Below are 14,836 nucleotides of genomic sequence, written 5' to 3'. Positions count from 1 at the left end.
GCAATCATGTGAAATAGTTTTTACTGCAACAATAACAAGCGAGAAACGCATGAAAAAAATGCTTCATACAGTATTAGCATTGTCGGTGTCATTAGCGATAGGGCAGGTACATGCCGCCGAAAAAGACGAACAAAAATGGCAAGTAGATTCACCTAAGGGGCAATTTGTTGACGCTGCAATTAGCGTTGAGCAAGGCACATGGATGAATATAGATGTTAGCCCTGATGGTAAAACCGTGGTGTTTGACTTACTTGGCGATATTTACACTATGCCAATGAGTGGTGGTACAGCTACAAAGCTCACCTCTGATATTGCATGGCAAATGCAACCTCGTTTTAGTCCTAGCGGCAAAAGTATTGCGTTTACCTCCGATCAAGGTGGTGGCGATAACATTTGGATAATGGACTTAAATGGCGAAAACCAACACGCTGTTACCGATGAAACCTTTAGATTACTAAATAGCCCTGCATGGAGTCCTGATGGCGACTACTTAGTTGCGCGTAAACACTTTACAGCTAGCCGCTCATTGGGAGCAGGTGAAGTGTGGTTGTATCACAAAGCGGGTGGCAAGGGCGTACAGCTTACAAAACGCGAGAACGATCAAAAAGATTTAGGTGAGCCAATGTTTTCACCTGATGGTCGTTATGTATACTTTTCGCATGATGCAACACCCGGTAAAACCTTTCATTATTCAAAGGATTCTGTAGCGGGCATTTATAAAATTAAGCGCTACGACCGTGAAACGGGTGAAATTGAAACCATAATCGATACGATGGGCGGTGCTATTAGGCCTACACCGTCACCTGATGGAAAAAAACTGGCGTATATAAAGCGTGATGATTTTCAAACTAGTCTTTATTTATATGACTTAACCAGCGGTGAGCACACTAAGCTTTACGATAAGCTTGAGCGAGATATGCAAGAAACATGGGCTATTCATGGTGTATACCCAACCATTGCATGGACACCAGATAACGAAGAGTTGGTATTTTGGGCTGGTGGCACAATTCACAAGCTAGATGTTGCAGAGAAATCTATAAAAACCATTCCTTTTAAAGTGCAAACAAGTAAAAAAATTCAAAAAGCGGTGCGCTTTACACAAAACTTAGATACTGATGAGTTTGATGTAAAAATGCTGCGTAATGTGCAAGTAAGCCCAGATGGCGAAACGGCAATTTTTGAAGCGCTAGGACATATTTATAAACGTGATTTAGAGTCGGGTAAAATTAAGCGTTTAACAAAGCAAATTGATCATTACGAATTATTTCCACAGTACTCTCGCGATGGTAAAAAAATAGTTTACACCACATGGGATGATAACAAACAAGGGTCAGTGAGAGTTGTGTCTGCGCGCAGTGGTCGTGGTGATACAGTTACTAAAGAGCCTGGCAAGTACGTAGAGCCAACGTTTAGCCCAGATGGTAAAACGGTTGTTTATCGAAAAGCCACTGGCGGCAGTATTTTAAACCCTAAGTGGTCACTTAATCCGGGGGTTTATAGCGTAAGCGAAAAAGGCGGTAAAAGTGAGCTTATTTCAAAAAGTGGTTATCAACCACAATTTGGAGATGCAAACGATCGCGTTTTTATAATGAGTCCTTGGCCAAAACCAACGCTTAGCGTAGTTGAGCTTGAAAGTAAAAAAGTTCGCAAACTGTACGAGTCAGAACATGCGACAGAATTTAGAGTATCACCAGATGGGCAATACCTCGCTTTTGCTGAGCGATTTAAAGTATTTGTAACGCCGTTTGTTCAAAGTGGTAAAACAATTAATATTGGGCCTAAAGACAGTCAATTTCCAATAGAGCAGTTATCGGTACGTGCTGGTGAAAACATTAGCTGGAGTGCTAAGAGCAACAAACTTTATTGGACATTAGGGCCTGAGCTTTATCATGCAAGCCTTGAGGGGATGTTTGCCATTAACAAAGCCGAAGATGCCGACTTTAAAGTGAAAAGTGGCGATAATATCGGTTTCAGTAAAAAAATGGCAGAGCCTAAAGGCATGATTGCGCTCACTGGTGCAAAAATTATTACTATGGACGGCGAAAAGGTTATTGAAAATGGTGTTATTATCACCGATGGCAAGCATATCAAAGCAATTGGTACAGCCAGCGAGATAAGCATCCCTAAAGGTGCTGAGGTTATTGATGTAACAGGCAAAACAATTATGCCTGGTATTGTTGATGCTCATGCACATGGCTCGCAAGCAAGCGGTGAAATTATACCTGAGCAAAACTGGAAAAACTTTGCAGGTTTAGCGCTGGGTGTAACTACAATTCACGATCCATCAAACGATACCTCTGAAATATTTACCGCAAGCGAAATGCAAAAGGCAGGCATGATTGTTGGCCCGCGTATTTTCTCAACCGGTACTATTTTATATGGCGCAAATATGCCAGGTTATACGTCGCATATTGACTCGTTAGACGATGCTAAATTTCATTTAGAGCGCCTTAAAAAAGTAGGGGCGTTTAGTGTTAAATCGTATAACCAGCCACGCCGAGAGCAGCGCCAACAAGTTATTGAAGCAGGCCGTGAACTTGAAATGATGGTTGTCCCTGAAGGTGGCTCATTATTACAACATAACTTAAGTATGATTGTAGATGGACACACAGGTATTGAGCATTCAATCCCTGTAGAGAACATATACGACGATATAAAGCAGTTATGGTCGCAAAGTGATGTTGGTTACACACCAACACTTGTAGTGGCTTATGGTGGCATTTGGGGAGAGAACTACTGGTACGATAAAACTGATGTGTGGAATCACCCGCGTTTAAGTAAATTTGTGCCAAAAAATCAATTATTACCACGCTCTATGCGCCGCATTAAAGCGCCCGATCATCACTATAATCACTTTAATAACGCACGCGTTGCTGCTGAGCTGCAAGACCTAGGTGTATTAGTTAACTTAGGTGCGCACGGTCAGCGTGAAGGCTTAGGTGCACACTGGGAGATGTGGATGTTCGCACAAGGCGGAATGACACCGCTTGAGGCAATACGTGCTTCAACACTCGATCCGGCTAAGTATTTAGGGCTTGATAAAAACGTAGGCTCGCTTGAAGTGGGCAAACTGGCTGATTTAATGGTTATAGATGGCGATCCGCTTAAAAATATTCGAGATTCGGATAAAGTAGATTACACCATGATCAATGGTCGACTATTCAATGCAGAGACAATGAATGAAGTGGGTAAAAAAGAACGCGAACCACTTTATTTTGAAGAATTGTAATTTATTTTAAACTTTTTAAAGCGGCTACATAGCCGCTTTTTTTAGCCTTACACAACTTATAAAGCTTTATGTTTTTGGCAAATAACGGATATAAAAAAACCGCTTAACGCGGTTTCTTTTAAAAATCATAAATGTTGATTAAACAACACCGCGCGGTAAGCGACAGTCATGATCTTTACGAGCTAAAATTACAATCCAAAGTTCTTCCGCTGTGTAACCTTCTTCATTTTCGGTAACAACAGTGAATGGCGCTTTTTTCTGTGCTTTAACAGGAGCAGCTGCTTTTGGTTTTTTCGTTTTAGTTGTTTTACCAGAGTTTAATTTTTTAGTAAGCTCTGCTACGTCAGCTAGGCGTAAATTTTTACCGCCATCAATGCTGTACCAACCAGGTTTGGTTGTGATTTCAGGTTTTTTACCATTGGCAGTTTCGTACGCTGCTTCAAAGGCAGATAACACTTCTGTTTTGTCTAGTTTGCTCATCAGAGACCCTATACGTTGTGAACACAGATAAAGAAGAGGTATTTATACCTATTTTAAAACAGTTTTTCAATTTTTTGCGATTTTCCTTCCATTTTAGGCCTATAAACGCCAAAATTTGCACAAAATTCAGTGCTAAGTAAGGTAAGTTGTATGCAACGTAGAGAATTTAACCAACTCCTAAATGACATTTTGAAACCTCATTTAATAAAAGATTTTTGCCCAAATGGTTTACAGGTCGAAGGTACAAACGAAATTAAAAAAATTGTGACGGGTGTAACCGCAAGTCAAGCTTTAATAGAAGCTGCCATTGAGCAACAAGCAGATGCTATTTTGGTTCATCATGGTTTTTTTTGGAAAGGGGAATCTCAACCAATAACGGGTATGAAAAAGCGTCGCATAGGCGCGCTACTAGCAAACGATATTAATTTATTCGGCTATCACTTACCACTCGATATTCATCCAGCAGTTGGCAATAACGCACAACTTGCAAAGTTATTAGATATTGAAATTGAAACAGGGCTAGAGCCAACTTCAAATAGCGTACCAATGAAAGGGCGTTTAAAAACACCATTAAGTGGTGAAGATTTTGCAGATAAAATTGCAAAAGTGCTTAATCGAACCCCGCTCACAAGCTTAGTACGTTCAGCTAAAATAGAAACCATTGCACTGTGTACTGGTGGTGGGCAAGGATATATTGACTTAGCAGCAGATCAAGGCATTGATGCTTATTTAACGGGTGAAGCATCGGAGCAGACAATTCATAGTTCTCGTGAGCAAAACATTGATTTTTTTGCAGCCGGGCATCATGCAACAGAGCGCTATGGTGTAAAAGCACTAGGTGAGTTACTTGCTCAAGAGCATGGTTTTGATGTGACATTTATAGACATAGATAACCCAGTTTAATTAGGCTATATAAGTTACAGCGCCTCTGGATCTATCCAGCGGCGCAAACTTATCCATATATTTCCTACTACTTCGTGACTGTATTGCGTAACCACAAGTAAGGCATGAGCATTGGGAATAAACTGCTTGCTCCATGGAAGTGCAGCAAAATTATGATAATCAGTGGCTGCGGTTATGACTTCAATACCTTGAGCATTAAATAAGTCTTTGGCACGGGGCATGTGCAGTACAGATGTTACTAGTGCAACTTTAAAGTCGACTAATTTTGATGCCAGTAATTTAGCTTCTTCACCTGTATCCATTGCTTTTGGATTTTGGAAAATACGGCTCTTATTAACGCCTAAACTAATTGCCGTTTGATACATAAGCCCGCTATTAGTGGTATTTTTATAACCCCCGCCTGAAACGATAAGCTCTGCATTAGGGTAGTGTTTCGCCAGTTTTACACCTTCGACTAAGCGCGTTAGCGCACAATTACCTAATTGATTATTAGCACTGAGTGCAGGATTTGGGTTTATATCGCAACCTAATACAACTATTTTGTCTATTTTTGGATGCTTTAGAGTATTAAACGCAAGCGACGCTGGTTCATTATTTTGGATAATTAAATTGGCGATAAAGGGTGTGCTCAATGCAAGTAATACAATTAAGCTTAAAGTAGACAAGAAGAGAGCTGATTTGCGGCCTTTAAATGCCAGTAGGAGCATCAGGCTCGCAAATAAACCAAATAGAGGCAGTGGCATAAGTAAACCACCAATCATTTTTTTAATAACAAACATAAGAGTTAAGCGCTGTAGAGTTAATTACAGCGATATTACTTATTATATTGATGATTATCGACCGTTATTTAGCTTACACGTATTTAAAAAGTGACGATAAACAGGGTTATCTTTCATGTCTTTTTTCATCGCTAAATACATAGGACGAGTAAGGCCAAGAGCGCCCAGAGGAATTGATTTAATTAAGCCTTGGCTTTCATAAGGTGTAACTAGCCAATCAGGTAAAGCGGCAACGCCCATGCCGGCACTTACTAGTTGAAAAATAAGTAATCCTTGGTCAACCGTTTTTAATGTACCGTCAAAACGTGCATTTTGAATGAAATGCTTAAATATATCTTGGCGTTCTCGCGGGATAGGGTATGAAATAATAGTTTCGTTTTTTAAATCAAGCGCTGTTACATACGCTTTTTTAGCAAGTTCATGATCCGGTGCCACAATAAGCTTCAATTTAAAATCAAATAAGTGCGCGTATTCTAATGTGTCGGGTTCGCGTATGTCAGACGTTAAAACTAAATCGAGCTCATCGCTTAGTAAGTCAGGAATAGCGTCGTAACTAAAGCCACGTTCATAATCAATTTTTATATCAGGCCAAAAGTTATTAAATTCTTTAATAGTAGGTAATAACCAATGAAAACATGCATGGCATTCCACGCTCAAACGTAGTTGAGAAATAGGCTGGTTTAAGCTTTCTTTTAAACGACATTTAGTCGCTTCCATTTTTGGCAATATTTCGTGAGCTAATTCAAGTAATAGCATTCCCTGAGGGGTAAAGCGGACTGGTTGAGTTTTACGCTCAAATAATTGGCAATCCAATTTATTCTCTAAATCTTTGATTTGATGAGATAAAGCAGACTGTGTCAAAAATAACTCTCGTGCTGTATTAACCAAAGATCCTGTTTCTTTTAGGGTTGCTATGGTTTTTAAATGTTTAATACCAATCATCTTTAAAAATTCTCATGGGAAAAGTGAGTTCAGCTCAGATTAATTACATACTACGCCTATATAAAAAACGTTTCAACGTCTAGATGGCTAAAATTATGCGTTTTATTGCAGTTTATCGCTATGAATCGTGAAAATATTAGAGTTAGTAATGATAAAAGTCATTTGAAAACTGGTTTGATGAGTTTTAGATGAGTTTGCTTCATGTTGTATTTTAAATATAACGATTGCTGTGCGTTTTAGCTCAGCGTGAGTTTTAACCATGCTGATAACGGTATGAGGTGAGGTTTGTTGAATGCTTACTTTAGATTGTGCTTTAAAAAATAGAGTCGTTTTGCCTTATAGCTTAAGTTTAGCTCAATGGGAGAGTATATGCGTAATACCTAAGCCAGCGACCTACTCGCTGGCTCTTTTTATAAGGGTTTATTAATTAGTAATATGGCTTCTTTGGCAGTGACAGGTTTTGATTTTAAAAAGCCTTGACCATAGTCGCACGCGGTGGATTGCAAAATAGTTAATTGCTCAACTGTTTCTATTCCTTCAGCTACAACTTCAAGTTTTAATGATTGCGCAAGTGATAAAATGGCTTCAACAAGTGGGTTAGTAGAATCCTGTAGATGGTCAATAAAGCTTTTATCTATTTTTAAAATATGAATAGGCAGTTGGTGCAAGTAGCCTAGTGCTGAATAACCTGTTCCAAAATCATCAAGACATAATTTTACTTTTAAAGGTGAAAGACCTTCAATTATTTGAGTGGCGAGTTCTAGATTTTCTATTAAGCCAGATTCGGTAATTTCTAAGCATAAAGAACCAAGAGGTAATTGGTACTTATTATAAATGGAATGTATTTGCGCTACAAAATCGAGGCATGCAAAGTGTCGTGACGATACATTAACGGTGACTTTTAAAAAGCGATGGCCTTGTTGGTGCCAATTTGAAATATGCTGGGCCGCCAAATCAAGTAAATGTAAATCAAGATTTATAATTTGCCCTGTAGTTTCAGCTATCGGTATAAAGTCATTAGGGGGTACAAACCCTTTTGTAGGGTGATGCCAACGAACAAGTGCTTCAAAGCCGATAACTTCACTGGTAGTAATGGTGAAAATTGGTTGAAAATAAAGTTCAAACTCGTTGTGTTCAATACCGTGTTGTAAGTCGTTTTCTATATCGGCATGGGTTTTAAGTTTTTTACGCATCGTGTTATTAAAAAACTTTACCTGACCACGTCCGGTTGACTTAGCTTCATACATAGCGGCATCGGCTTGTTGCAGTAATATATAAGCTTCGTCGTTTACGTTATCTGTATAGGCAACCCCAATACTCGTTGATGCTTGGAGTAAGTGGTTATCTATATTTAAAGGTTTTGATAATGCGTTTTTAATGCGGTTTAAAGCTTCATTAACTTGGTTTTTATGCGTGATGTTTTCCATAAAAATTGCAAATTCATCGCCGCCTAAACGTGCAAATGTATCCGTGCTTCGTACTGTACCTTTAATCAAGTCGCATATTTTTATAAGGAAGTGGTCCCCAACTTCATGCCCGAGCGAATCATTAATACTTTTAAAACGGTCAAAGTCTAGATACAACAGGGCATGGCTAGTACTCTTTTTAGCACGCGTTAAACGTAAAATAGCATGTTTTATACGTTCAATAAGTAGTGAGCGGTTAGCTAGGCCTGTAAGCTCGTCATGTAATGCTTTGTGCTCAAGTTCTTGGCGGGCTAATTGCCTATCAATTGCCATACTTATTTGGCGACTTACATACGTTAGAAGAGCACTATCGTGTTCGTTGTAATGCAGTGTTTTATCGTAGCTTTGTACAACGATAACCCCGCTTATACGATCACTTGTTTGAAATGGAACACCTAACCAAGACTCAGATTGCCGACCTACCATTTTAAAATCACCGTTATTAATATGACTTTGAAAGGCATCTTTGTTAAGTAATAGGGTTTGCTCTGTTTTTAGAAGGTAATATGAAGCGGTATCTTTAAGTTGTTCTTTAGATATTTTTTGATGAGTTTTAGTGTTTATGCCTTCTTCGACTATGTAAACGAGGTCAAGTATATCTACTTTTTTGTCGTATAGAGCGATAAAAAAGTTATCGGCTCGAAGTAAGTTATTTATGATTGAATGCAAGGCTTTAAAAAATGTATCTAGGTCATTCGCTTTGTAAGTTAGGTTAGCTATTTGTAATAAGCTGTTTTCTAATTTTTGTGCATTGTTGAGTTGCTCAACTGTTTTTTGTAAGTTGTTTACTGTATTAACCTGGTTAATCTTGGCACTGAGTAAGTGAGCAACTGTTGTAAGAATTTCAAGGTGTGCATTGGTAAAATAACCTTTGATTGGGTGCTCACAATCAATAACACCTAAAACTTGTTCTTTATATATAAGGGGAACACATAGTTCTGATTGAGCAGGGCGTTCATCAGCGATATAACGGCTGTCTTTCGTTACATCGTTAATAATTACCGCTTTTCCGGTCGTTGCAACTGCGCCCGTTATACCTTCACTAAAACGTATTATTTTACGTTCCGCTTGATATTTGTCCCGCGCGTGTGCAATACCCATTGATGCAACTTGGTTTAATGTATTTGCATTATTGTCAGCTAGATATATGACACAATCAACAAACCCTAAGCGATTTACAACGTGCGTTGTAACATACTCAAACAATTCTTCTAATGTATCGAGTTGCAATAGGCTAGATGAAAATTGATTAATGATACTTAGTTGATCAGTTTTTATCTCAAGCGCTCTAGTAGCATCGGTTTTATAAGACATAGGCAATTTATATTGTTCTTTTTATTTTTAAATTCGCAGTTAAGTTAACCTAATCTTGGGTTTTTGTACAAATTAAAGCGATGAGTGGTTTCAATACACTGTAAAGTTTTAATATAGCGAGTTTTAATTAATCATAAATCATTACAATAAGCTAATAACATTAAATTTGCTCATTGTGCTTTAAATAGTACCTCAGTAATTTTATCCATATAAAAACTTTATTTTTAATAAAATCTTTACTCGAAAACATCATATGCCTATGATCGGATAAATTCAGCCGTGGAACAAAGTAATGACAAGTAATAATACAAACTCTGTAACAACCCTTACTATCACTCGCCCTGATGACTGGCATGTACATTTACGTGATGGTGACCAGTTAAAAGACACTGTACGCGATATTAGCAGATACATGGGCCGCGCTATTGTTATGCCAAACCTTGTTCCGCCAGCAACGTGCACAGATACGGCATTGTCGTACAGAGAACGCATTATGTCTGCAAATCCACAAGGCAACTTTGAGCCATTAATGGTTTTGTATCTCACGGATAAAACTACACCAGATGAAATAATAAAAGCTAAAGCGACAGGTAAAATAGTAGCAGCTAAGCTTTACCCTGCTGGCGCTACCACTAATTCTGACTCGGGTGTTACATCAGTAAAAAATATTTATCCAGCTTTAAAAGCAATGCAAGAAGTAGGCATGTTGCTGTTAGTGCATGGGGAAGTGACAGATTCGTCGATTGATATTTTTGACCGTGAAAAAGTATTTCTGGATACAATTTTAGGAGATGTAGTAAATGACTTTCCTGAGCTGAAAATCGTACTCGAGCATATTACGACTAAAGATGCAGTAGAGTTTGTAGTTAATGCACCTAGCAATGTAGCGGCAACAATTACAGCGCATCACTTGCTTTATAACCGCAATCATATGTTAGCGGGTGGAATTCGCCCACATTATTACTGTTTGCCAATTCTCAAGCGTAACATTCACCAGCAAGCATTAATGGCTGCAGCAATAAGTGGAAATAAAAAATTCTTCTTAGGAACTGACTCTGCACCACATTATAAAGATAAAAAAGAAGCAGCTTGTGGGTGTGCTGGTGCATACACGGCTCATGCCGCTATTGAATTATATGCTGAAGCATTTGAGGATGCAGGAGCTTTGGACATGCTTGAAGGGTTTGCAAGCCACTTTGGCCCTGATTTTTACGAATTGCCGCGTAATACAGATACAATTACATTACAAAGAAAGCCGTGGAAAGTACCTGCAAGTTATACATTGGGCGACTCTGAAGTTGTGCCTATAAAGGCTGAAAATACAATGGATTGGTCTGTCGAATAACCAATAATATATTTAAATCTAAAGCCGCTTAATTTTTAATGCGGCTTTTTTGTTTGTGCTTTTGATATTATTGAAGCGTAATTCGACGACAGGGTGGTTGTAGGTGGCTTTTGATCTCGCTTACAGCAATAAATATTACAATAATACTTATAGTTTTTTGCTTGTAAATTAGTCAGTTAAAGGCGATTTAAAACAAATTTATATTTTTAAGAAATAATTCCTAATTAATAGAGCGAAAAAAAATATAATGTGTTAATCTTACCTTGCTTTGAGTTTTTATGTATTGAATTTACGGATATTGTGCTGCGTTTAAGGTTACCGGTTAGGTTATTACTTGTTCCTGTACTGTACCTCCATATTTTTGAGCATTGACTCAGGGAGGATATTGCCATAATAATATGGCTGAATTTTAATTATTGACTTACAGGAAAATTTAGTATGTCGGTTACTGGTAAAGTAAAGTTTTTCAACGAAGCTAAAGGCTTTGGTTTCATTGAACAAGAAAATGGTCCTGACGTGTTTGTACATTTCAGCGCAATCACTGGTTCTGGTTTTCGCACTCTTAGCGAAGGTCAAGCAGTGACATTCAGCATCAAACAAGGTCAAAAAGGCCCTGAAGCTGAGAACGTAGAAGCAGCATAATTTATTATGTGAACTCTAGTTCATCTTGGTGAAGCAGGTTTCTGTTTCACCATAATTCCCCTTCCTTAAATCTATTTATTTCATACCTCAAATTCTCCTTTTTTTAAACTTAAAAAACTACTCAAACATTCTATCTTTGCAAAGCTAAACAACTAATAATCTAACGGACAAAACAATCCTCTAATACTTTTAAAAACCATTCATAAGAATTTATTCAATGGGCCTGATACCAGCTTAAATAAAATCGATGCTCAATATCCATCCATGCAAATTCTGTTTTAAGCTTACTCTGTGTGACGAAGGCTACTCATTGATAAGGGCTTCTAGGTGCTTCTATTACTTTATTATGTGAACGTAAAGCTTCATTTATAGTGTATTACTAATAAAGTAGGGTAACTCTTCATGATTAACTTAATTACTGAATTAACCTTAACGTTAAAATAGTATTAAAGAATACTTTAAAGCGGTAAATACAACCTGTTTAATTATCAAAAGCTTTTATGCTGCTAAAAGAAATGCATTGTTGAGTTTATTATTACTATTTATGGAAAAACACGTTTTAAAATAGTTTTAAAAGTAACGTATATAAAGCGTGAGTATCCGATATTAAATATTATCCAGTGTTGTTTTTTTGTGCGACAAATGGTTTGTTTTTTCAGATGAAGTGTAACTGAGGCGATAAAACACGATAAAATCGTGTAAAAAATAACTTTTGTTATATCAATTTATATTTTTTTTAGTTTTTTTTCAGTGCGAATTCAGCTTTAGCTAAATGTTGCAATAATGTTGTTTTATGTCAGTGCAATGCGAATAAATACACCCCTTAAAAGGCTTTAATAGAAATATTAAGAAAAAGCTTCGTTGCAATAATGTTAACTGTTGTGGGCTGGTACTTTCGTTTAAGCATTAACTTAGCTATTTATTTACTGAGATTAGTAAACATCAAGTTGACAGCGCTAATTGCATTTAGCATTATTGGAAGGTTGATATCTATTAAAAGATATCAGGGTTGTTCTCCTCGGAGGATAATTAAATTATAAAAGTAACATTACTTAATTGGTTGGGAACTATGTCTGTTAAAATCAGAAAGAGTCTTGTAGCAACTGCGTTGGTTGGCGCATTTGCATTTGCAAGCAGCAATGTGATTGCAGATCCTTTGAATGACGTGCAAAAAGCAGGTCAACAAATTCAAAAGGCTGCGGTTAAGTCTCAAACTAAAATTGACAATGTATATGGTCAAACTCAGGAGCTAATCGCTGAGTACCGTAGCGTTGTTGATGAGACTGAACTTATGAAAGTGTATAACGATCACGTGTCGCGCTTGGTTGATAGCCAAAACGCTTCAATTGAATCGTTTGATCGTCAAATCGCGACTATTGATAACACTAAACAAAACGTTGTGCCTTTGATGTATCGCATGATCGATACGCTTGAGCAATTCATCAAAGCGGACGTTCCATTTAATCTTGAAACGCGTTTAGGACGTGTTGAAAGACTACGTGAGATCATGGTTTCTGCGTCTGTAACGACGTCTGAAAAATTCCGTCAAGTACTTGAAGCTTACACTATTGAAACAGCATACAGCTCTCTTGTATCTGCTTCACAAGGTACTCTAGAAGTTGATGGTAAAAGCATTAACGTTGATATCGGTCAGTTAGGTCGTATCACTTACGTTGCTCAGTCTTTTGACTTGAAACATGCTTGGGTGTGGGATAACAACACTAAACAGTGGAAAGAATTAGGCGAAGAATACCTAAAACCTGTTAAAGAAGTTATTCGTATGGCGCGTAAGCAAGCGACATTAGAACTTGTTAAACTACCTATCTTTGGCGCGGAGTAATCAATAATGAAGAAACTATTTAAAGGTTTTGCTGTTGCAGCAGTACTAACTGTTTCTGCAGGTACCGCGCTTAATGCACATGCAAATACTGGAGCTCTAGATAAAATTCTTGAGCAAGTAAAGCAAGAGCGTATCTCTGAAGGTAAAATCAATAAGCAACGTGAGCAAGAGTTCTTATCAGAACGTGCTGACAAGCAAGCATTACTTAACAAAGCTAAAAGCCAACTTGCTTCTGAGAAGTCTCGTGGTGAAAGCTTAGCTAAGCAATATGCACAAAACGAAAATACGTTAGCTGAAAAAGAAGCAGCTCTTCAAAGTGCCCAAGGTACTTTAGGTGAGATGTTTGGTGTTGTACGTCGTGCAGCTCAAGATGCTATCGGTTCTATCGAAGCGTCACTAGTTAGTGCTGAAAAACCAGGTCGTGCTGAAATCTTACGTTCGTTAGCAGCAGCTAAAGAACTTCCTACAGTTCGCGAACTTGAAGAACTTTGGATTTCACTTCAAACTGAAATGACAGAATCAGCTAAAGTTTCAACTTTTGAAACTGAAGTTGCTGGTCTTGACGGTAACCCGTCAATGAAAAAAGTAACACGTATTGGTAACTTTAACTTAGTTACAGACGATGGTTACTTAATTTATTCACCAGAGACTAAGTCTATCCAGCCTCTAGGTAAGCAACCAGACGGTTATATCTTAGACGGTATCACGGCTCTAGAAAATACATCACCAGATAACTACGCTGGTGTTTACATAGATCCGACTCGAGGTGCTATCTTACGTATCAACACTCAAAAAGCGACCCTTATGGAATACTTCCATCAAGGTGGCGTAGTTGGTTATATCATCACGGCTTTACTTGGCCTAGGTATGCTAATTACTCTAATCCGCTTTGTTGACCTTACACTTACTACTAGTAAGATTAAGAGCCAGCTTAAAAATGTTGCTACACCGAATACAAATAACCCACTGGGTCGTATTCTTAAAGTGTACCATGACAACAAGAACCAAGATGTTGAAAACCTTGAGCTTAAACTTGATGAAGCGATTCTACGTGAAACGCCACGCATTGAAGCTGGTATCAATATAATTAAGATTCTTGCTGCAATCGCACCGTTACTAGGTCTACTAGGTACAGTAATCGGTATGATCTTAACGTTCCAAACAATCACATTGTTCGGTACGGGTGATCCGAAGATCATGGCAGGTAACATCTCTCTAGCACTTGTAACTACAGCGCTAGGTCTAATTGCTGCATTACCACTAATTCTACTTCATGCTCTTGTAGCTGGTCGTAGTAAGTCGGTATTACACATCCTTGATGAGCAAAGCGCGGGTATCGTTGCTACTCACGCGGAGAAGGAGAAAGCCTAATGCTAGTCCTGATGGAGATATGGGAATCTATCAGGGATTTTGTTGGCACAGGCGGCCAGGTTTTATACGTGGTCGCGATAGCACTCTTTCTTATGTGGGTTTTAATGATTGAGCGCTATTGGTTCCTACTTGCAGAATTTCCTCGCACAGCGAAAGAAATTGTAGCAAAGTGGGATGCCCGCCAAGACACTACGTCTTGGTACGCACACAGAATCCGTGAAGCATGGATTTCTGAAGCGTCTGAAAAATTAGATCAGCGTATGTTGTTGATTAAGACATTAGTAGCTGTTTGTCCTTTAATAGGCTTACTTGGTACTGTTACTGGTATGATCTCGGTTTTTGAAACCATGGCCAACCAGGGTACGGGTAACGCACGTTTAATGGCATCAGGTATTTCAATGGCAACAATCCCAACAATGGCTGGAATGGTTGCGGCATTATCTGGAGTATTTTTTAGCTCACGTCTTGAGACAAAAGCTAAAATGGTGAAAGCCAAACTTATTGATAGTATGCCTCATCACTAGA

Annotated in this window: 11 protein-coding genes; 7 read left to right on the top strand and 4 right to left on the bottom strand. The window is 38.3% G+C overall.

The features are described from left to right. Positions 1-49: 49 nt before the first annotated feature. Positions 50-3,229 carry an amidohydrolase family protein gene (locus tag H5157_RS10670; protein ID WP_182724664.1) on the top strand — a complete coding sequence of 1,060 codons (3,180 nt, stop codon included), beginning with the start codon at positions 50-52 and terminating at the stop codon, positions 3,227-3,229. Positions 3,230-3,367: 138 nt separating this feature from the next. Here the strand turns inward: H5157_RS10670 and H5157_RS10665 are convergent, their stop codons facing one another. Beyond that, positions 3,368-3,709 (bottom strand): hypothetical protein, encoded by a 342-nt coding sequence (locus tag H5157_RS10665; RefSeq protein ID WP_002961684.1) that lies wholly within the window; start codon positions 3,707-3,709, stop codon positions 3,368-3,370. A gap of 150 nt (positions 3,710-3,859) precedes the next feature. Between H5157_RS10665 and H5157_RS10660 the strand changes: the two genes are divergently transcribed. Continuing rightward, on the top strand, positions 3,860-4,612 hold the full coding sequence (locus H5157_RS10660) for a Nif3-like dinuclear metal center hexameric protein (RefSeq protein WP_182724663.1): 753 nt from the start codon (positions 3,860-3,862) through the stop codon (positions 4,610-4,612). A 14-nt stretch (positions 4,613-4,626) separates the two neighbouring features. Here H5157_RS10660 and H5157_RS10655 read toward each other — a convergent pair whose 3' ends face one another. From H5157_RS10655 to H5157_RS10645, 3 genes are all read right to left on the bottom strand, one after another. After that, positions 4,627-5,391: a YdcF family protein gene (locus tag H5157_RS10655; protein ID WP_182724662.1), complete on the bottom strand. Its 765-nt coding sequence runs from the start codon at positions 5,389-5,391 to the stop codon at positions 4,627-4,629. A gap of 54 nt (positions 5,392-5,445) precedes the next feature. After that, positions 5,446-6,333 (bottom strand): LysR family transcriptional regulator, encoded by an 888-nt coding sequence (locus H5157_RS10650; protein WP_002961689.1) that lies wholly within the window; start codon positions 6,331-6,333, stop codon positions 5,446-5,448. Between the two features lie 410 nt (positions 6,334-6,743). Further along, positions 6,744-9,113: an EAL domain-containing protein gene (locus H5157_RS10645; protein ID WP_182696419.1), complete on the bottom strand. Its 2,370-nt coding sequence runs from the start codon at positions 9,111-9,113 to the stop codon at positions 6,744-6,746. Positions 9,114-9,405: 292 nt separating this feature from the next. Between H5157_RS10645 and pyrC the strand changes: the two genes are divergently transcribed. The 5 genes from pyrC to H5157_RS10620 all read left to right on the top strand — a co-directional run bounded on the left by pyrC (position 9,406) and on the right by H5157_RS10620 (position 14,835). Further along, complete coding sequence (gene pyrC, locus H5157_RS10640; RefSeq protein ID WP_182673530.1) at positions 9,406-10,458, top strand: dihydroorotase; 1,053 nt, start codon at positions 9,406-9,408, stop codon at positions 10,456-10,458. Between the two features lie 438 nt (positions 10,459-10,896). After that, positions 10,897-11,100 carry a cold-shock protein gene (locus tag H5157_RS10635; protein ID WP_002961702.1) on the top strand — a complete coding sequence of 68 codons (204 nt, stop codon included), beginning with the start codon at positions 10,897-10,899 and terminating at the stop codon, positions 11,098-11,100. Between the two features lie 1,069 nt (positions 11,101-12,169). Next, positions 12,170-12,940 carry a DUF3450 domain-containing protein gene (locus tag H5157_RS10630; RefSeq protein ID WP_024590812.1) on the top strand — a complete coding sequence of 257 codons (771 nt, stop codon included), beginning with the start codon at positions 12,170-12,172 and terminating at the stop codon, positions 12,938-12,940. A 6-nt stretch (positions 12,941-12,946) separates the two neighbouring features. Continuing rightward, positions 12,947-14,311 carry a MotA/TolQ/ExbB proton channel family protein gene (locus H5157_RS10625; RefSeq protein ID WP_002961707.1) on the top strand — a complete coding sequence of 455 codons (1,365 nt, stop codon included), beginning with the start codon at positions 12,947-12,949 and terminating at the stop codon, positions 14,309-14,311. Next, positions 14,311-14,835, top strand: coding sequence for a MotA/TolQ/ExbB proton channel family protein (locus tag H5157_RS10620; protein WP_002961709.1), 525 nt, complete (start codon positions 14,311-14,313; stop codon positions 14,833-14,835). The genes H5157_RS10625 and H5157_RS10620 overlap by 1 nt, the downstream gene beginning before the upstream one ends. The last annotated feature ends 1 nt before the right edge of the window (position 14,836 follow it).

Source organism: Pseudoalteromonas sp. SG43-3 (genome assembly GCF_014164385.1).
In the GTDB taxonomy this organism is placed as follows: Bacteria; Pseudomonadota; Gammaproteobacteria; order Enterobacterales; family Alteromonadaceae; genus Pseudoalteromonas; species Pseudoalteromonas distincta.
This window is presented reverse-complemented; position numbering and strand designations above follow the sequence as displayed.